Source organism: Bacillus sp. FSL K6-2839, assembly GCF_038003365.1.
Classification (GTDB): Bacteria; Bacillota; Bacilli; order Bacillales; family Bacillaceae; genus Bacillus.
Genome location: NZ_JBBOOZ010000001.1, coordinates 2,494,458 through 2,512,375, shown reverse-complemented (window position 1 = coordinate 2,512,375; position 17,918 = coordinate 2,494,458). Strand labels below are relative to the sequence as shown.

19 protein-coding genes and 2 pseudogenes are annotated in these 17,918 nt (G+C 41.7%); 18 read left to right on the top strand and 3 right to left on the bottom strand.

The window, feature by feature from the left end:
- The first annotated feature begins 96 nt into the window (after positions 1-96).
- The 3 genes from MHH26_RS12985 to yugI all read left to right on the top strand — a co-directional run bounded on the left by MHH26_RS12985 (position 97) and on the right by yugI (position 2,381).
- The gene (locus MHH26_RS12985; protein WP_003213765.1) at positions 97-597 is read left to right on the top strand and encodes an Lrp/AsnC family transcriptional regulator; all 501 of its coding nucleotides are present in this window, start codon (positions 97-99) and stop codon (positions 595-597) included.
- Entirely contained in the window at positions 598-1,785 is a 1,188-nt protein-coding gene (locus MHH26_RS12980; RefSeq protein WP_307500169.1) for an aminotransferase, read from the top strand.
- 203 nt (positions 1,786-1,988) lie between these two features.
- Positions 1,989-2,381, top strand: coding sequence for a S1 domain-containing post-transcriptional regulator GSP13 (yugI, locus tag MHH26_RS12975; RefSeq protein ID WP_307500168.1), 393 nt, complete (start codon positions 1,989-1,991; stop codon positions 2,379-2,381).
- A gap of 67 nt (positions 2,382-2,448) precedes the next feature.
- Here the strand turns inward: yugI and MHH26_RS12970 are convergent, their stop codons facing one another.
- Positions 2,449-2,685: a DUF378 domain-containing protein gene (locus MHH26_RS12970; protein WP_003212952.1), complete on the bottom strand. Its 237-nt coding sequence runs from the start codon at positions 2,683-2,685 to the stop codon at positions 2,449-2,451.
- Positions 2,686-2,829: 144 nt separating this feature from the next.
- Between MHH26_RS12970 and MHH26_RS12965 the strand changes: the two genes are divergently transcribed.
- The 5 genes from MHH26_RS12965 (at position 2,830) to MHH26_RS12945 (ending at position 7,535) form a co-directional block, all read left to right on the top strand.
- Positions 2,830-3,993: an iron-containing alcohol dehydrogenase gene (locus MHH26_RS12965; protein ID WP_340973630.1), complete on the top strand. Its 1,164-nt coding sequence runs from the start codon at positions 2,830-2,832 to the stop codon at positions 3,991-3,993.
- Positions 3,994-4,112: 119 nt separating this feature from the next.
- Positions 4,113-5,285, top strand: a complete 1,173-nt coding sequence (locus tag MHH26_RS12960) for an iron-containing alcohol dehydrogenase (RefSeq protein WP_034659782.1) — start codon at positions 4,113-4,115, stop codon at positions 5,283-5,285.
- A 126-nt stretch (positions 5,286-5,411) separates the two neighbouring features.
- Positions 5,412-6,767 carry a glucose-6-phosphate isomerase gene (locus MHH26_RS12955; RefSeq protein WP_340973628.1) on the top strand — a complete coding sequence of 452 codons (1,356 nt, stop codon included), beginning with the start codon at positions 5,412-5,414 and terminating at the stop codon, positions 6,765-6,767.
- Between the two features lie 112 nt (positions 6,768-6,879).
- A complete protein-coding gene (locus MHH26_RS12950) occupies positions 6,880-7,041 on the top strand; it encodes a hypothetical protein (RefSeq protein ID WP_307500165.1) in 162 nt (53 codons plus the stop codon).
- Positions 7,042-7,133: 92 nt separating this feature from the next.
- Complete coding sequence (locus MHH26_RS12945) at positions 7,134-7,535, top strand: YugN-like family protein (protein WP_034659780.1); 402 nt, start codon at positions 7,134-7,136, stop codon at positions 7,533-7,535.
- Here the strand turns inward: MHH26_RS12945 and MHH26_RS12940 are convergent.
- Positions 7,532-8,518, bottom strand: coding sequence for a potassium channel family protein (locus tag MHH26_RS12940; RefSeq protein WP_106043645.1), 987 nt, complete (start codon positions 8,516-8,518; stop codon positions 7,532-7,534). The genes MHH26_RS12945 and MHH26_RS12940 overlap by 4 nt on opposite strands.
- Before the next feature lie 125 nt (positions 8,519-8,643).
- On the opposite strand from MHH26_RS12940, the gene MHH26_RS12935 reads away from it, so the two are divergent.
- The 6 genes from MHH26_RS12935 (at position 8,644) to MHH26_RS12910 (ending at position 12,826) form a co-directional block, all read left to right on the top strand.
- Positions 8,644-8,868: a hypothetical protein gene (locus MHH26_RS12935; RefSeq protein ID WP_095285849.1), complete on the top strand. Its 225-nt coding sequence runs from the start codon at positions 8,644-8,646 to the stop codon at positions 8,866-8,868.
- An 81-nt stretch (positions 8,869-8,949) separates the two neighbouring features.
- Entirely contained in the window at positions 8,950-9,624 is a 675-nt protein-coding gene (locus MHH26_RS12930; protein WP_041816317.1) for a zinc metallopeptidase, read from the top strand.
- A 48-nt stretch (positions 9,625-9,672) separates the two neighbouring features.
- Complete coding sequence (locus tag MHH26_RS12925) at positions 9,673-10,965, top strand: hemolysin family protein (protein ID WP_034659775.1); 1,293 nt, start codon at positions 9,673-9,675, stop codon at positions 10,963-10,965.
- Positions 10,966-11,103: 138 nt separating this feature from the next.
- Positions 11,104-11,505, top strand: coding sequence for a secondary thiamine-phosphate synthase enzyme YjbQ (locus MHH26_RS12920; protein WP_340973624.1), 402 nt, complete (start codon positions 11,104-11,106; stop codon positions 11,503-11,505).
- 16 nt (positions 11,506-11,521) lie between these two features.
- Positions 11,522-12,553 (top strand): nitronate monooxygenase, encoded by a 1,032-nt coding sequence (locus MHH26_RS12915; RefSeq protein WP_340973623.1) that lies wholly within the window; start codon positions 11,522-11,524, stop codon positions 12,551-12,553.
- 24 nt (positions 12,554-12,577) lie between these two features.
- Positions 12,578-12,826, top strand: a complete 249-nt coding sequence (locus MHH26_RS12910; protein ID WP_334750381.1) for a hypothetical protein — start codon at positions 12,578-12,580, stop codon at positions 12,824-12,826.
- 21 nt (positions 12,827-12,847) lie between these two features.
- On the opposite strand, the gene MHH26_RS12905 is transcribed toward MHH26_RS12910, so the two are convergent.
- Entirely contained in the window at positions 12,848-13,588 is a 741-nt protein-coding gene (locus tag MHH26_RS12905) for a protein-glutamine gamma-glutamyltransferase (RefSeq protein ID WP_307500160.1), read from the bottom strand.
- 156 nt (positions 13,589-13,744) lie between these two features.
- On the opposite strand from MHH26_RS12905, the pseudogene MHH26_RS19265 reads away from it, so the two are divergent.
- From MHH26_RS19265 to MHH26_RS19250, 4 genes and pseudogenes are all read left to right on the top strand, one after another.
- Positions 13,745-14,794: pseudogene (locus tag MHH26_RS19265) on the top strand (cache domain-containing protein); the annotation flags it as partial.
- Entirely contained in the window at positions 14,786-15,736 is a 951-nt protein-coding gene (locus MHH26_RS19260) for a methyl-accepting chemotaxis protein (protein ID WP_370876321.1), read from the top strand. The pseudogene MHH26_RS19265 and the gene MHH26_RS19260, both read left to right, overlap by 9 nt.
- Positions 15,737-15,861: 125 nt before the next feature.
- Positions 15,862-16,908, top strand: a pseudogene (locus MHH26_RS19255) (cache domain-containing protein); the annotation flags it as partial.
- Positions 16,903-17,853, top strand: a complete 951-nt coding sequence (locus tag MHH26_RS19250) for a methyl-accepting chemotaxis protein (protein WP_409481746.1) — start codon at positions 16,903-16,905, stop codon at positions 17,851-17,853. The pseudogene MHH26_RS19255 and the gene MHH26_RS19250, both read left to right, overlap by 6 nt.
- Positions 17,854-17,918: the final 65 nt, after the last annotated feature.

Sequence of the window (17,918 nt, the reverse complement as noted above, 5' to 3'; positions counted from 1 at the left end):
GCATCTTTTCCCTGCTTAGCATAATGGGAAAAACGTGCTATAATGTTCAGAAGATTTTTTAAAACTAGCTTTTTACAATCTGAGGTGTGAAATCAAATGAAACTAACAGAAAAAGAAACTGAAATATTAGAGATTTTAGATGAAAACAGCCGTGCCGATTTAAATACAATTGCAAAAATGGCAGGCGTGACAACAGAAGAAGCAGAAGCGATTATTCAAAAACTTGAAGATCAAAAAGTCATTATTGATTATTCAACCATGATTGACTGGCGTAAAGTAGATGGTCACGAAGGCGTCACAGCAATGATTGATGTCAAAGTGACACCAAAAAGAGGCGTAGGATTTGATGAAATTGCTGAACGTATTTATCGCTTTCAGGAAGTGGAGTCTGTCTATCTCATGTCAGGTGTTTATGATCTATCTGTTGTGATCCGCGGAAGATCTATGTCTGATATTGCCCGCTTCGTGTCTGAAAAATTATCGACACTTGATTCCGTGGTTTCAACAACTACCCACTTTATTTTGAAGAGATATAAACATGATGGGAAAGTGTTTGAAACAGGAGACGATGACAAAAGAATCGTGGTGTCACCATAAATGAAAAAGTCTTATTTATCTGAAACGGTACAAAGCATTCAGCCGTCAGGTATTCGGAAATTCTTTGATTTGGCAGCCACAATGGAAGGGGTCATTTCCCTCGGTGTCGGCGAGCCAGATTTCGTGACAGCTTGGAATGTCAGAGAAGCAAGTATTATGTCATTAGAACAAGGGCTTACCTCTTATACGGCGAACGCAGGGTTGTTATCTTTGCGAAAAGAACTGAGCCATTATTTATATAAGCGGTTTCACATTGACTACAGTCCTGAAGAAGAACTTATTATCACAGTTGGCGGAAGCCAGGCACTTGATTTGGCCTTTCGTGCGATTTTAAACAGCGGGGATGAAGTGATCATTCCAGAGCCTTGTTTCGTAGCATATGGGGCCCTTACGACACTTGCAGGCGGAGTACCTGTTTATTTAAGTACCTCGGCTGAAAAAGATTTCAAAGCAGACTCGGCGGATCTGCGCACGAAGCTGACGCCTAAGACAAAAGCGATCCTGCTTTGCTCACCATCAAATCCAACTGGCTCTGTCTATTCAAAGGAAGAGCTTGAAGATATTGCTCATTTTGCAAAAGAGCATGACCTTCTCATTATCACGGATGAGATTTACGCAGAGCTGACGTACGATGAAGCTTTTACAAGCGTGGCGGCAATTCAAGATATGAAGGAAAGAACGATCCTGATTTCAGGCTTTTCAAAAGGGTTTGCCATGACAGGCTGGCGCTTAGGATATGTGGCAGCACCACCTGTACTGCGCGATGCTATGCTGAAAATACACCAATATTCTATGATGTGTGCGCCCGCTATGGCACAATATGCAGCAGAAGAAGCTTTGAAAAATGGGCTTGAAGATGTAGAGAAAATGAAGAAAAGCTACAGAAGGCGCCGTAATTTGTTTGTCGGCTCCTTGAATGAACTGGGGCTTGCATGCCACCAGCCAAACGGCGCATTTTACGCTTTCCCGTCCATTAAAACGACGGGCATGACGTCAGAACAATTTGCCGAGGAGCTGCTCCTGAGTGAAAAAGTAGCCGTTGTCCCTGGTAATGTCTTCGGGCCGAGTGGTGAAGGTCATATTCGCTGTTCATATGCTTCGTCTCTTGACCATCTTCAGGAATCACTTTCAAGAATCCAGCGCTTTTTGCAGGAACGACAAGTGAAAGAAGAAGCACCTGTCATCTAAAATAAAAAAAGGCATCAATCCATTAGGACTCATGCCTCTCAAATTAGGGGGGAATACTAGAAAGCATTCTTGTTTTCAGGTATTCCCCCTTTTGAACTGATCTAAACCCAAATAAAAAATATTTTGCGTAACTGACCGTTCTATGATATAGTTTTTAATTGCGTATAAACGAATATTAAAACATTTATTTAGGAGTTGTTATCATGGCGACAAAGTTTGAAGTAGGCAGTGTTTACACTGGTAAAGTAACAGGATTACAAGCGTATGGTGCGTTTGTTGCATTAGATGAAGAAACTCAAGGACTTGTGCATATTTCTGAAGTAACACATGGCTTTGTAAAAGACATCAACGAGCACCTTTCAATTGGTGACGAAGTACAAGTAAAAGTTCTTTCTGTTGATGAAAAAGCAGGTAAAATCAGCCTTTCTATCCGTGCTACACAAGATGCACCTGAAAGAAAAGAAAGCAAACCAAAGAAACAAAGACCACAGCAAGTGAAAGAAGAAGCTGCTCCACCACAAGGTTTCAATACACTTAAAGATAAACTTGAAGAGTGGATTGAGCAATCTAACCGTAAAGATCTTATCAAGAAATAAAAAAAGCACCGCTTCAAACGGTGCCTTAGGCTGCCTCGTATAGGCGGCCTTTTTTATGTCTTTTTGTTTAGCGAACCTCTGGATTCGGCTCGTCACGGCGAACAGCTTCTTCGCTTGGCTTGAACAATAGACCAAGGTTAACAAGACCTGCAATTCCAACAAGACCATAAATAATACGTGATAATGCAGAGCCTTGTCCGCCAAAGATCGCTGCTACTAAGTCAAATTGAAAAAAGCCGATTAGTCCCCAGTTAATAGCACCGATAATCGTGAGCACGAGGGCAATACGCTGAATAGCACTCATCGTGATTCCTCCTTTCGCTACAGCATCAATACATTTATATTTTGCAGATTTTTAGCCAAACTATGCGTAAGAAAATGGATTAAAGCAAATTACTTTACTTTTGGAATGATTGAGGCGCATAATGTAGCGCGAGGAGGAGATCAAATGGATCGATTTACTTATTGGAACCCAACGAAATTAATGTTTGGAAAGGGAGAAGTATCAGCCCTTTCAGATGAACTCAAACACTACGGAAAAAACGTATTACTTGTATATGGTGGAGGCAGTATTAAACGAAACGGTCTTTATGACCAAGTTGTCAGCATCCTAAAAGAATCAGGAGCTGCAATCACTGAACTTGCTGGTGTTGAGCCAAACCCGCGCTTAACAACAGTAAGAAAAGGGGTTGAGCTTTGCAAAGAGAACAACGTTGATTTTATTTTGGCAGTCGGCGGCGGCAGTGTCATTGATGCCACGAAAGCGATCGCAGCTGGAGCGAAGTACGATGGAGATGCTTGGGATATCGTGACGCGTAAGCATGTCCCAATGGAAGCTATTCCGTTCGGTACTGTGTTAACACTTGCTGCAACAGGTTCTGAAATGAACTCTGGATCAGTGATCACAAACTGGGAAACAAATGAGAAATATGGCTGGGGAAGTCCAGCAGTCTTCCCTAAATTCTCTATTCTTGATCCAGTGAACACATTCACTGTGCCAAAAAACCATACGATTTATGGCATGGTTGACATGATGTCACATGTGTTCGAGCAATATTTCCATCACACGGAAAATACACCTTATCAAGACCGTATGTGTGAAGGGCTTCTTCGTACGGTCATTGAAACAGCACCGAAGCTGATCAACGATCTAGAGAACTATGAGCTGCGTGAAACCATCTTATTCACTGGCACCATTGCCCTTAATGGAATGCTGTCAATGGGGGCACGCGGTGATTGGGCTTCTCATAACATTGAGCATGCGGTATCTGCTGTTTATGATATCCCTCATGCCGGCGGACTTGCGATCTTGTTCCCGAACTGGATGAAGCATGTCATTCAGGAAAACCCAGGCCGCTTTAAACAATTAGCGGTACGTGTATTCGATGTGGACCCTGCGGGCAAAACAGACGAAGAAGTGGGCTTAGAAGGAATCGACAAATTGTCAGCTTTCTGGACAAGTCTTGGTGCACCAAGCCGTTTAGCGGACTATGATATCAACGATGAGAAAATTGATTTAATTGCAGACCGTGCAATGGCACGCGGTGAATTTGGTCATTTTAAAAAGCTAAACAAAGAAGATGTTCTAGCCATTTTGAATGCTTCTTTATAATCGAACAACCAAAAGATAGCTGCTTTTGAGCAGTTATCTTTTTGAGTTCGACGTGTACATATGTTAAAGTAGTCTTTCATGTTTTTGGATATATACGCTGTAAGGAGATGTATCAACAGATGGAAAATTTTATTTACTATAATCCAACGAAATTAATGTTTGGAAAAGGACAACTAGAAGGACTAAAAAGCGAACTCGCTCGTTATGGAAAACGAGTGTTACTTGTATATGGTGGAGGCAGCATTAAGAAAAATGGTCTTTATGACAATGTGATCAGCGCGTTAAATGAAGCAGAAGCTGAAGTATTTGAGCTGTCAGGTGTTGAACCAAACCCGCGCCTTACCACAGTGGAAAAGGGAATCGACATCTGCCAAAATGAAAAAATTGATTTCTTATTAGCTGTTGGCGGCGGCAGTGTGATTGACTGTACAAAAGCGATTGCAGCCGGAGCAGAGTATGACGGAGATGTGTGGGACATTATCTCTAAGAAAACAACCGCTCAAAAAGCATTGCCATTTGGCACAGTACTGACACTTGCAGCAACCGGTTCAGAAATGAATCCAGACTCTGTCATCACAAACTGGGAAACAAATGAAAAATATGTGTGGGGCAGTTCAGTCACTCATCCTGCTTTTTCCATTCTAGACCCTGAGCATACATATTCTGTGCCAGAAAACCAGACGGTGTACGGCATGGTCGATATGATGAGCCACGTCTTCGAGCAATACTTCCATAATGTAAAAAACACGCCGCTACAGGATCGAATGTGTTTTGCTGTTCTTCAAACAGTCATCGAGACAGCACCAAAACTGCTTGAAGACTTACAAAACTATGAGCACCGTGAAACGATCCTTTATGCAGGAACGATCGCTTTAAATGGCACGCTGCAAATGGGCTACTTTGGAGACTGGGCGTCCCATACGATTGAGCATGCGGTATCGGCTGTCTATGACATTCCGCATGCAGGTGGACTTGCCATCCTCTTCCCAAATTGGATGCGTCATACACTCGATCACAATGTGGAACGCTTTAAAAACCTCATGCTGAACATGTTTGACATCGAGACAGAAGGAAAATCAGATCGTGATATCGCATTAGAAGGAATCGACAAGCTGTCAGCCTTCTGGACAAGCCTCGGTGCACCAAGTCGTTTAGCGGATTATGACATTGGTGAAGATCAGTTGGACAAAATTGCCGACATTGCGGCGAAAGAAATGGAATACGGTGGTTTTGGTAACTTTATGAAACTTGGTCGTGATGACATTCTTTCTATTTTGAAAGCTTCTTTATAATCCTGCTTGCCGTTTCTCATAGAGAGAAACGGCTTTTTGCTATGCCAGTGACGATCACTTGATTTCAATAGCTAGTTCCGCTAAAGTGAAAGGGACAGAACTAACGTAATGGAGGGCTTACAAGCGATGACACATATTCAATTTGACTACTCGAAAGCGTTACCTTTCTTTCAAGAACATGAGCTTACATATTTAAAAGATTTTGTGAAGGTGGCCCATCATAATATTCATGAACAAACGGGTGCAGGCAGTGATTATTTAGGCTGGGTTGACTTACCGAAGCAATATGATCGCGAAGAATTTGCCCGCATTAAAAAAAGTGCAGATAAAATTAAGTCTGACTCTGATGTCTTGCTTGTTGTCGGAATCGGCGGCTCTTATCTCGGCGCACGTGCGGCGATTGAATTTTTGAACCACTCTTTCTATAACACGCTGCCAAAAGGCAAACGCAAGACGCCGCAAATCATCTTTATTGGAAACAACATCAGTTCTTCTTATTTAACAGATGTGATGAATCTATTGGAAGATGCAGATTTCTCTATTAACGTCATTTCAAAATCTGGAACAACAACAGAGCCAGCGATTGCGTTCCGCATCTTTAAAAAGCTCCTCATTGAAAAATACGGTGCTGAAGAAGCGAAAAAACGTATTTATGCGACAACTGACAAGGCACGCGGTGCACTGAAAACATTAGCAACTGAAGAAGGCTACGAATCATTTATCATCCCTGATGATGTAGGTGGACGCTATTCTGTATTAACAGCAGTTGGTCTATTGCCAATCGCTGTGAGCGGTGCAGACATTGATCAGATGATGGAAGGGGCGGCAAAAGCAAGCGAAGACTTCGCTTCATCTGAGCTTTCTGAGAATGCGGCATACCAATATGCTGTCGTCCGTAATGTCCTTTATAATAAAGGCAGAACGATTGAAATGCTGATTAACTATGAGCCAGGCCTGCAATACTTTGCAGAATGGTGGAAGCAATTATTCGGTGAAAGTGAAGGAAAAGATGAAAAAGGAATTTATCCTTCATCTGCGAACTTCTCAACAGATCTTCATTCACTTGGTCAATATGTTCAAGAAGGAAGAAGAGACTTGTTTGAAACAATCGTCAATGTAGACAAACCTCGCCATGAGCTTGTCATTGAAGCAGAAGAACAAGACCTTGATGGCTTGAACTATCTAGCAGGAAAAACGGTTGATTTCGTTAATAAAAAAGCATTTGAAGGAACGATGCTTGCTCATACAGATGGAAAAGTACCGAATCTTATCGTCACAATTCCTGAGATGGATGCTTATACATTCGGATACCTCGTTTACTTCTTTGAGAAAGCATGTGCGATGTCTGGATATCTACTAGGCGTCAATCCATTCGACCAGCCTGGAGTAGAAGCTTATAAAGTGAATATGTTTGCTTTATTAGGAAAACCAGGCTTCGAAGAGAAAAAAGCCGAGCTTGAAAGCCGTCTAAAACAATCGTAAGAATGAAAAAGCACACCTTTTGATAAGGGTGTGCCTTTTTTGTTTTCTCATGGTTCCTGTGCAAGCTTCCTCATGCTCTGTACATAGAATAATGAGTAGAGGAGAGTGAAACATGAGAACGAATCATATTTACATTCACGATATTTCTGGCCAGGCAATCGTCAACTTTGGCAATGTCGGACGTATTTGTTCTATGAGTGCTGTCAAAGATACTGAAGGTGCTGGCAGTGTGAACGAGACGAATCAATCAATTATCCAATCAAAGCTTATTTGATGCTGCTTTTACAAACAATGTACAAATCACGAGGGGCAATGTATGAATTCCTCTCTTTAACGAACCCTATTATACAAAAAGGAGGGTTTCGTATGATTCATGTACCATCCAGGCTGCCTGGTGAAAGCTTTTCACTTTACCATTTAGAAGAGACCATGAAGCCGCTCGGTTATGTCATTAATGGCAACTGGGATTATGATCACGGGTACTTTGATTATAAAATTGATAACCGTGATGGCTATACTTTTCTCAGAGTTCCTTTTACAGCCGAAAAAGGCCAGCTGGATCAGCCAGGCGTTGTGGTGAAAATGGGAGATCCATTTCTCTTAAAGCATGTATATCAAGATAAGTTAGATGATCATGCGATGGTTGGAAATGTGGGAGCATCCTTTAACCAATTCCAAGAACCAAAAGAGAAAGATGGAGATGTATCAAAAGCTTATACTGAGATTGGCTTTTCACTCGTCAAGGAATTAGAAGACGCACTGCTTTAAAGGCTGATCAGTTCATCCTCTGGATGAAGCTCATATCCAAAGGGAGGATTCATCATGGGTCCTTCTTTTTTTTGTACACCGACAATGATCACATGATGCTCTAAAAAGTGATGGAGCACTGTTAAGAATGTTTCTCCGGCTAACGAAGCTGGAACCGGTATGATGGTGACGTGTTTATGCAAGGTCATATGGCTTTTTTTCTTTAACGCTTTGAACTGTTCCTTTAGAAGAAAATGTTCGACCATTAAATGATTGACTGCATCAGAGGTATGAATGACTTGATTGGCTCCAGCACGCTCGGCATTTTTCACGTAACGATCTGTTAAGATTTCAATTAAACAGTATAGCGAAGGGTTTAATCCTTTTGCTGCAAGTAATGTTAAAACACTCTGCATATCAGCTGTCACTTCATTTTCGTGCTGATCTGCGGTAATCATCAGTGCATCTGCACCGGTAATATTGGCTTTGCGAAGTGTGACATCTTCGGTGCCATGCCCTTTAATAAAATGAACATTCTCTAAAAGTGGCCCTTCCTTCAAGGAGTCATCAATCAGCACAATCGGCATAGCTGGATCAATTGTTTGAAACGACTGAAGCAGTTTGTTCGTTTTCTCATTCCAGCCGACGATAATGAGATGTCCTTTCCCTTTAAAGGCGACCTTTCCTTCTACATAATGGTGCTGCTTGCTGAACACAGCGGCGGCAAGCGTGGCGAAATAAGCTGTGACAAAGCTTGCGCCGATCAAAATCAGAGCCATACCCGCTACTTGTCCAGGCATGGTTTGCGGCACAAAATCACCATAGCCTACCGTAGAGACTGTAATGAGCGCCCACCAGATCCCATCAAAGATCGTATGATACTGCTTCGGTTCAAGCAAAACGATTAATTGTCCAAAAAAAAGAAGCAAGAAACAGATGATGATGGCAATTCGAAGATAGAGTGGCCACCTTAGCCAAGCGATAAAGATACGATTTGATTTCATCGGACTCTTCCTTTCAGGAGACTGCTAATGTCAGTATGCCCGATTGAGGAACATTTTTTCATCTTCGTCATGTATTGAAACAGATCCCATATCTTAAAATAAGAGAGAAGAAGGAGGGAATGCGAATGTCGTTCGTTCAAAAGACCGTACTTCTTTTTATCGGTGCGCACTTTTTATCATCAGCTGTGATCTTGCTCGTGTTTGACTTAAATGCTGTGAATCATTTTATGAGTGATTTTTCTTGGCTGCACTTTTTTCAAGACCTATACGGAACGGTGACCTTTTATACAGCATGCTTAGGTGTGTTCTTCTTTTTTATTGGCGCAGTTGTTCCCCTTAAAAAGACCTAGTGCTTTTTTCTGTACACGTTACATAAAAGTCATTAAAATTGTAAATAAATATATAAAATAAAAAGGAAGCTGATGAGCATGCTGTTTTTTTATTTTTTAACTTTTGCCGCATTGGGATTGTCATTTTGGGCACAATTTAAAGTAAAGAATAATTTTGAAAAGTATTCAAAGGTTGAAGCATCCAGTATGAAAACAGGTGCGGAAACCGCTCGGCATATTTTAGATCGCAACGGGTTATATGACGTGCCTGTTGAACCGGTAAGAGGAACTTTGACTGATCATTACGACCCGACGCAGCGTGTGGTTCGCTTATCTGAACCTGTGTACTACGGTCATTCCATATCGGCCATTTCAGTCGCATCACACGAGGTTGGACATGCCTTGCAGCATCAGGAATCCTATGGTGCGCTTGTCTTGAGACATAAGATCTTCCCTGTCGTGAACTTTGCATCTGGTGTTGCCCCGCTTCTTTTCCTTGGAGGAATCTTGCTCGGCAGCCTTAACTTAATCGGGCTTGGGATCATTTTGTTCTCAGCGGCTGTGTTTTTTCAGCTTGTGACATTGCCTGTCGAGTTTAATGCAAGTTCTCGTGCAAAAGATATCATTGTTTCAGAAGGAATCATTAGAAGCAGTGAAGAAAGAGGCGTGAACAAGGTGTTAAATGCTGCAGCTCTTACGTACGTCGCAGCGGCCCTTGTTTCCTTGTTTGAATTGCTCCGTTTTGTAATGATCTTCCTAAATGGCCGTAATGATTAATTGATGCCAGAGGAGGTGAGCCCTTACCATTGTTAGGTAAGGGTTTTTTTGTATATTTTAAACGTATTTTTAGTCATATTACTTATTGCTGCGACAGCATTTTTTGTTGTCACTGAATTTGCGATTGTGAAAATTAGAGGCTCTAAAATCAATCAGCTGATTGAAAGCGGTGATAAGAGAGCCATCCACGTACAAAAGCTCATATCAAATCTCGACGAATATTTATCCGCCTGTCAACTCGGAATTACCATCACCGCTTTAGGCTTAGGGTGGCTGGGCGAGCCGACGGTGGAACATTTTCTGCATCCGCTGTTTGAGGAATTAGGGCTTCATTCCGCATTAACCGACATCCTATCGTTTATCATCGCATTTGTGATCATTACGTTTTTACATGTCGTTGTGGGAGAACTGGCGCCTAAAACGATTGCCATTCAAAAGGCAGAGGCCGTCAGCCTTGTGACAGCAAAGCCACTCATCTTTTTCTATAAAGTCATGTACCCGTTTATTAAAGCATTAAATGGGGCGGCACGAGGCATTGTGAAATTATTCGGTTTTCATTCTGTCAAAGAACATGAAGTGGCGATCAGTGAGGAAGAATTGCGTCTCATTTTATCTGAAAGCTATGAGAAGGGCGAAATTAACCAATCTGAGTACAAATATGTGAATAAAATTTTTGAATTTGATAACCGGGTGGCGAGAGAGATCATGATCCCTCGTACAGAAATTTCAGCCATAGAGGTTGAACAGACGCTTGAAGACATGACGCATTATATGCTGAACGAAAGATACACACGCTACCCTGTTATTAAAGAAGACAAAGATCATGTGATTGGTGTCATCAATAGCAAAGATGTGTTTAAGGCGAGCTTCCTGAATCAAGATGTGACGATTGAAGACTTAATGCGTCCGGTGATTCGGGTGATTGAAAGTACTCCTGTTCAAGAATTGCTCATTTTGATGCAAAAGGAACGAATTCATATGTCAGTGCTCGTAGACGAATATGGAGGAACAGCCGGACTTGTCACAGTAGAGGACATTTTAGAAGAAATCGTGGGCGAAATTCGGGATGAATATGATCAAGATGAAACACCTCATATCGTCAAAAAAGGTGACTTCCACTATGTAATGGATGGGAAAGCCTTGATTGATGAAGTAAATGATTTATTGGATTTAGCCATTGAGAATGATGATGTTGATACAATTGCTGGCTGGATGATGACACATAAATTTGATTTTGAGATTGGAGATACGATTGAAGCAGAAGGCTGTGAATTTACCATCATAGATGCAGAAGACCATCATATTCGGACCATTGAAATCAAAAAGGTTCACTTTTTCTAAAAACCTCGTAACACTTGACGAGGTTTTTTTAGTTGGTAAACTTTAGGTAAGAGAATGCCTTCTGCCGATAAGCAGTGATTTATTTCACATAAAAAGGGTATGGTGGTTTTATAGAAATGACAAAAAGGAGCCGCTCATATGAAAAAAATCAATGTACAAACAGACAGACGCGATGAGATGATCGACGTGACGAACGAGATCCATCAATATGTCAAGGAAACAGGTATTCAAAACGGAACCGTCATTGTCTACTGTCCTCATACGACAGCAGGGATGACCATTAATGAAAATGCGGACCCAGATGTGAAACGAGATATGCTCCGCCGGCTTGACGAAGTCTTTCCGTGGGAACATCCGAAGGACCGCCATATGGAAGGAAATACAGCCGCACATATGAAAGCGAGCTATATGGGTGCCTCACAGCATGTTCTCATCAATCATGGTGATCTTGTACTTGGCACATGGCAGGGAATCTATTTCTGTGAGTTTGACGGGCCGAGACATCGCCATTTTTATATACAGGTGTCTTCAAACGAATAAGAGATGGGGGAAATGAATGGGAGATATCACGAAATTACTGCAAATCAAATATGGAATTATTCAAGCGCCAATGGCAGGAGGAGCCGTGACATCGCAGCTGGCAGCCGCTGTTTCACTGTACGGGGGACTTGGCAGTTTGGCAAGTGGATATGTGCAGCCTGACAATTTAAGGAAGCAGATCAGACAGGTCAAGCAGCTGACAACTCGCCTGTTTCAGGTCAATGTATTTGTACCAGAGCCAATTCCTGAAGTCAAACAAGAGGATGTGGCATTTTGGGAGAAGAGACTGCCTGCATGGCCAGCAGCTGATAGGCTGCCGAGTGAAGAGGAATTGTGGGATGATTTTGAACAGAAAATCAACATTATTCAGGAAGAAGACGTACCGGTCGTTTCCTTTACCTTCGCTTGTCCAAATGAACAAACGATTCATCGCTTAAAACAAAAGGGGATCTTTTTAATTGGAACCGCCACAACAAAAGAGGAAGCACTGCTTTTAGAGGAAAAAGGGATGGATGCCATTGTTCTGCAAGGAAGTGAAGCAGGGGGTCACCGAGGTACCTTTTTACCTGCAAAAGGAGATGCCCTGGTGGGACTCTTTAGTCTGATCTCTGACGTCAAGCCGCTCTGTCATGTGCCATTGATCGCCGCAGGCGGGATCACAGAACGAGCAGGTGTGAAAGCCGCTCTAGCGCTTGGAGCGGATGCGGTTCAAATCGGCACACGATTTTTAGTCAGCCAGGAAAGTGCTGCGGCAGACGTATACAAAAAGGCGATTTTACAGGCAGAAAGCAGTGAAACAAAGATCACGAAGCTTTTTTCTGGGAAAAGAGCAAGAGGAATTGTGAATCAGTGGATGGAGGAAGAAAGACAGAATGAAGATAGGGTTCTTCCTTATCCGGTTCAGCATGTATGGACGACACCGATGCGAAAAGCAGCCGCGGCTGCAGGAAACCCTGATCAAATGGCTCTTTGGGCAGGACAGGGCGTTAGCCGTATTCACTCGATTTTAACCGTTGAGGAGATCATGCATGAACTGACGCACATATAAAATCATGTTGGGTGGTGTGAAAGGATGGACATCTTAAAGCATTCATACCGAAAAAAAGGACAAATTGAATGTTGGTTTGATGAATTTCCGCACTCTTCTGCCGTCCTTACGCCCATTCGTCATTACTATTTTGTTCGTTACGTAAAATGGAGCCGGCACGATCCGCCGGTCACAAGAAAAGACTTAGAAAAAATGGAGATCCTTGCGAACACGATGCTTGGCACGTTGCAAGATTATCGTAAACGCAAGGCATACAAAAGCCCCTTGTCATAACCAATAGACAAGAGGCTTTTTTTAGCTGCCAAACATTTGCCTGAGATAAATCACATCCATCCGGGTGGTCTGCGGCAATAGATAAGCAGATTGAACAGCACCTGGCCGCCTTCTCTTATTCAATTTGTCGATAATTTCTGCCGCTGTTAAAATCCCAAGTCCATGTCCGTAATATTGATCTTCTCCTAAGTAAATCACATTTTCCCCGCGCCACTGTGACTGCTGATAGCTAAACTCTGGATTTTCAAAATATAAGCAATCCCCATAGATAAAGTCATTCCCGCGTTCTGTATAAATCGACAATGTATCATAATGCCAGTCATACAGGGTTAAGCTGCGAAGCCTTCGGTTAAACTTCTCCTCTCCTACCGTTTGCAAGACCCCCATATAAAATACGATCACAATGGCTGTGGCACATTCAAATGCATATTGTGAGCCATTTTCAAAAATGTCTTTAATTCCTCTAGATGGTTCCACTTGATAGCGCAGCTCTAGTGCTCCTGCTTCCGATACACGCCAAAAGGCATCATTTGCACGAGATTTTTGGAAGATGGCAAATGAGGCACCACTTTTATGCAAATCTCTTGCAGCATTCATAATGTTCGATCTCAATGTGACCTCAAATAACAAATCAGATGCTTGCCTGTAGCGGAACGTATCATTTGAGGCTTGTAACTGCATCAAAATGATCCGCTTTTGTCCCTCTAGCTGAAATGAAGCCAGCTGCTCATTTGTCACTGGCTGTCCTGAAAGAATAATCATAAGAAAAGCGCCCCCTTTTGTATTAGCGTATGCAGGATGCTTGGGCAAGGAATCAATTAGTGAAAATAAACAAAAAGGCATCCTTTTTATTTGAAAAACATGAAAATAATATGAAGATGTCCGATATATAACATATCGTTTAAAAGGAGGAAAAACATGAAAAATGCAATAAAATGGTTGAAAAAACCATCGATTTCTAAGAGACTGATTATTTCATTCATGCTCGTTCTTGTCTTGCCAATTATTACACTCAGTACGATTTCATATCAGATTGCCAAAGAAGAATTAGATCATGAAATCATGTACGGAGCAAACACAAGAGTCAATGAACTGAATGACATGATTCAGCAAAAGCTTATGAATAAGGAAAACGCAGTAAAACTCTTTACTGAAACATCTACTGCTGCAGACTTTAAGAAGAACAACCAGGACAAGCTGTATGAGCATTTCGAGATATACAGTAAAATCAATGAAGATGATGTGGTTGGCTTTTATGCAGCAAGTAAAAAGCGTGATTTCATTCAGTTTCCTAAAGTAGACATGCCAAAAGGCTATGATCCAACAACACGCGATTGGTATCAACTAGCTATGCAGGATGACAGTGGTAAGCCAGTTGTTACTAATCCATACATCTCTGCCACAACAAACGGCATGGTTGTCACGATTGCCCAGCGTCTGAAGGACGGGTCGGGAGCGATCGGAATTGACATTGATGTGCAAGACATTGTCGATAAAATAAAAGAGATTAAAATTGGACGACAAGGATATCCAATTATTGCGAATAAAAATAAACAAATTGTGGCCCATCCAGAAGAAAAGTCAGGATCTAAGGTCACTGAAAATATTTCATCTATCCTTTACAGCGGAAAAGAAGGAACGTCAACTTATGAGAATAAAGGAGAACAAAAGCGTCTTGTTTTTGTGACAAATGATTTAACAGGTTGGAAAATTGCTGGAACGATGTTTGTATCAGAAACAGAAGAAGCAGCACAGCCAGTTTGGAATTCTGCCATTATTCTTTTAATTTCTTCATTTATCCTTGGCGGCGTTGCGATCTTCTTTATCGTTCGATCCATCACAATTGGACTTCGAAAGCTTGTTGATTTCTCAAACAAAGTGAGTGAAGGGGATTTAACCGAAACCCTTGAAACCAAATCGAAGGATGAAATAGGAGAGCTGACAAGAAGCTTTAGCAAAATGAGTGAATCCCTCCGTGACGTCATTCGAGCGGTACAGCAATCTGTCGACAATGTGGCTTCCGCTTCCGAGGAGCTGACGGCAAGTGCCAGCCAAACAAGTCAAGCAACTGAGCATATCACGATGTCGATTGAACAATTTTCAAATGGAAATGAAGCACAAAACGAGAAAGTCGAATCTAGTACGAATCAGCTTGTGGCAATGAATGAAGGGTTACAAGACATGTCACATACGTCATCAGAAGTGGCTGCTGTCTCACTTCAATCGACAGAGGCGGCTGGTCAAGGTGGCCGAATTGTTGAAAGCACAGCGAGCCAAATGAAACATATTGATACATCTGTACAAGAAGCAGAACAAGTCATGAAACAATTAGAATACAAGTCTAAAGATATTACGAGCATTTTAAATGTTATTAACGGCATTGCAGATCAAACGAATTTACTTGCGCTAAATGCAGCCATCGAAGCAGCAAGAGCAGGTGAATCAGGACGCGGCTTCTCCGTCGTTGCAGAAGAAGTGAGAAAACTAGCTGTCCAATCCGCAGATTCAGCGAAAGAAATTGAAAAGCTCATTCAAGAAATTGTGTTAGAAATTGCTAAATCTCAAGATATGTTCAAAACGGTCAATCGAGAAGTACATGCAGGACTCGGTATGACAGAAGAAGCAAAAGAAAGCTTCCAGAACATTTATGAGGCGGCAGAAGGAATGTCGAAAAAACTGACTCAATTAAACGATACAGCGATTGATCTATCGAGCGGTTCAAAGCTTGTCTCACAAGCTATGCAGGAGATGCGCCAAGTCTCTAGAGAAAGTGCGGCAAACATTCAGGACATTGCGGCTTCTGCTGAAGAGCAGCTTGCATCTATGGAAGAAATCTCATCTTCTTCTGTGACACTTGCTAACATGGCAGAGGAACTAAAAGAGCTCACAAGTCAATTTAAAATTGATTAAAAAATGATGAAAAAATACCCAGAATTGTCTGGGTATTTTTTTTATGTTTAAACATCGTTTTCAGCCTGTAAAAATAAACCTTTCATCCGATAATAACTTTAGAGAAGTAAAGGGGGAAAGAGAAAATGGGGAAAATGATCCAATGGTTAAAAAAACCATCCATTTCAAAAAAATTAATTATTGCCTTTTTGGTAGTCCTTATCCTGCCAACCACTGCACTGACAATTAGTGCATTTTTTACATCAAAGACAGAGCTAGACAAACAGATTATGGGCAGTGCGATGAGTCAAGTCAATGCATTTGATACCTTAATCAATGAGAATATAGGAAACAAAGCAGATGCTGTGACCCTGTTTACAGACTCACTCAAAGCGTCTAATCTTCAAGAAAAAAATAGAAATGCGACCATTAAAGAATTGCAGCAATTTGGAAAAATTAATGAAAAAGATGTTTCTGCTATCTATGCAGGCTCCGAAAAGGGATTGTTTATGCAATATCCTGTTCAAAAGATGCCTGATGGCTACGATCCAAGAGAGCGTCCATGGTATCAAGAGGCACTCAATGCAGAAAACGGCAAACAAGTCATCACAAAACCATACGTAGCAGCCTCCACAGGAAAAATGGTCATCACCATTACTCAAAAAATGAAAGATGGTTCAGGTGTTATTGGAATTGATTTAGAAATTGACACCCTACTGCAAAAGTTAAAAGAAATCAAAATTGGGCAAAAAGGCTATGCCTTTATCATGGAGAAGGATAAAACAGTTTTAGCAGATCCGACCCAAAAGCCAGGAAGTCAGGTAAATGAGAATCTGGCGAATATTATTTTTAAAAACAAAGAAGGAAACGGCAGCTACACACTCAAAGGAATAGATAAAAAGGTTGCGTATGTGACCAATGAATTAACCGGCTGGAAAATCGGTGGAACGATGCTCGTATCAGAAGTAGAAGATGCAGCAAAGCCCGTTTTCAATACAGCCATTATTGTGTTCAGTGTGACACTTATCGTAGCAGGTACCCTTATCTTCTTTATCGTCCGCTCTATATCTAAAAGATTATCCAACCTTGCCCGCTTCTCGAAAAAAGTCAGCGAAGGTGATTTGCGCGATAAGCTTGAGATCCAATCAGATGACGAAATTGGACAAGTTGGGAAAGGCTTTAATACAATGATTGACTCATTAAGAACCCTCATTGGTGCCGTTCAAACCTCAGTCGAAAATGTCGCTTCTTCATCAGAAGAACTGACCGCCAGCGCAGGGCAAACAAGTAAAGCAACAGAGCATATTACACTAGCCATTGAACAATTCTCCAATGGAAATGAAAGTCAAAATGACAAAGTCGAATCCAGCTCAGACGAGTTAGAGGAAATGAACCGAGGACTTCAGCACATGAATGAGTCGGCTGAATCCATTACTGCTTCATCGATCAAATCAACAGATATCGCAGGGGAAGGCGGACAGCTTGTGGAAAAAACCGCTTCTCAAATGAATGTCATTGATCAGTCCGTGAAAAAAGCAGAGAATGTCATCAGCGCTCTTGAAAGTAAATCAAAAGACATTACACAAATTCTAGGTGTCATCAATGGAATCGCTGACCAAACGAATTTACTTGCGCTAAATGCAGCAATCGAGGCAGCAAGAGCTGGGGAATCTGGCAGAGGCTTCTCCGTTGTAGCAGAAGAAGTAAGAAAACTGGCTGTTCAATCAGCCAATTCGGCGAAAGAAATCGAGAATTTGATTAAAGAGATCGTTCAAGACATCGATGTATCACAGGAAGTATTCACTGCGGTGAATCGAGAAGTTCAATCAGGCTTAAGCTTCACTGAACAAACAAGAGCCAGCTTCCATAATATTTTCGAAATGACAAAAGAAATTTCTGACCAGCTTCAAACGATGAATCAAACGGTTATCATGCTTTCAAATGGCTCTGCCCATGTGTCAGAGGCTGTCCGTGAGATTGCAGACGTCTCACGTGAAAGCTCCGCAAACATTCAAGACATTGCGGCTTCAGCGGAAGAACAGCTGGCATCAATGGAAGAAATCAGCTCATCCTCTGCTACGCTCTCATCAATGGCAGAAGAATTGCGTGATTTGATCAGCAAATTTAAAGTCGAATAGACATAATGAAAAGAGTCCTACAGCTAGAGGGCTCTTTTTTCATTAAATAAATCAAAAGAAATAGG

Excerpts from the sequence above, each read along its gene's own strand:
- yugI (WP_307500168.1), top strand. The coding sequence starts at position 1,989 with ATGGCGACAAAGTTTGAAGTAGGCAGTGTTTACACTGGTAAAGTAACA.
- MHH26_RS12945 (WP_034659780.1), top strand. The coding sequence starts at position 7,134 with ATGATTCATGTACCATCCAGGCTGCCTGGTGAAAGCTTTTCACTTTAC.
- MHH26_RS12955 (WP_340973628.1), top strand. The coding sequence starts at position 5,412 with ATGACACATATTCAATTTGACTACTCGAAAGCGTTACCTTTCTTTCAA.
- MHH26_RS12985 (WP_003213765.1), top strand. The coding sequence starts at position 97 with ATGAAACTAACAGAAAAAGAAACTGAAATATTAGAGATTTTAGATGAA.
- MHH26_RS19250 (WP_409481746.1), top strand. The coding sequence starts at position 16,903 with ATGATTGACTCATTAAGAACCCTCATTGGTGCCGTTCAAACCTCAGTC.
- MHH26_RS19260 (WP_370876321.1), top strand. The coding sequence starts at position 14,786 with ATGAGTGAATCCCTCCGTGACGTCATTCGAGCGGTACAGCAATCTGTC.
- MHH26_RS12960 (WP_034659782.1), top strand. The coding sequence starts at position 4,113 with ATGGAAAATTTTATTTACTATAATCCAACGAAATTAATGTTTGGAAAA.
- MHH26_RS12905 (WP_307500160.1), bottom strand. The coding sequence starts at position 13,588 with ATGATTATTCTTTCAGGACAGCCAGTGACAAATGAGCAGCTGGCTTCA.
- MHH26_RS12950 (WP_307500165.1), top strand. The coding sequence starts at position 6,880 with ATGAGAACGAATCATATTTACATTCACGATATTTCTGGCCAGGCAATC.
- MHH26_RS12910 (WP_334750381.1), top strand. The coding sequence starts at position 12,578 with ATGGACATCTTAAAGCATTCATACCGAAAAAAAGGACAAATTGAATGT.
- MHH26_RS12970 (WP_003212952.1), bottom strand. The coding sequence starts at position 2,685 with ATGAGTGCTATTCAGCGTATTGCCCTCGTGCTCACGATTATCGGTGCT.
- MHH26_RS12935 (WP_095285849.1), top strand. The coding sequence starts at position 8,644 with ATGTCGTTCGTTCAAAAGACCGTACTTCTTTTTATCGGTGCGCACTTT.
- MHH26_RS12965 (WP_340973630.1), top strand. The coding sequence starts at position 2,830 with ATGGATCGATTTACTTATTGGAACCCAACGAAATTAATGTTTGGAAAG.
- MHH26_RS12980 (WP_307500169.1), top strand. The coding sequence starts at position 598 with ATGAAAAAGTCTTATTTATCTGAAACGGTACAAAGCATTCAGCCGTCA.
- MHH26_RS12915 (WP_340973623.1), top strand. The coding sequence starts at position 11,522 with ATGGGAGATATCACGAAATTACTGCAAATCAAATATGGAATTATTCAA.
- MHH26_RS12940 (WP_106043645.1), bottom strand. The coding sequence starts at position 8,518 with ATGAAATCAAATCGTATCTTTATCGCTTGGCTAAGGTGGCCACTCTAT.
- MHH26_RS12920 (WP_340973624.1), top strand. The coding sequence starts at position 11,104 with ATGAAAAAAATCAATGTACAAACAGACAGACGCGATGAGATGATCGAC.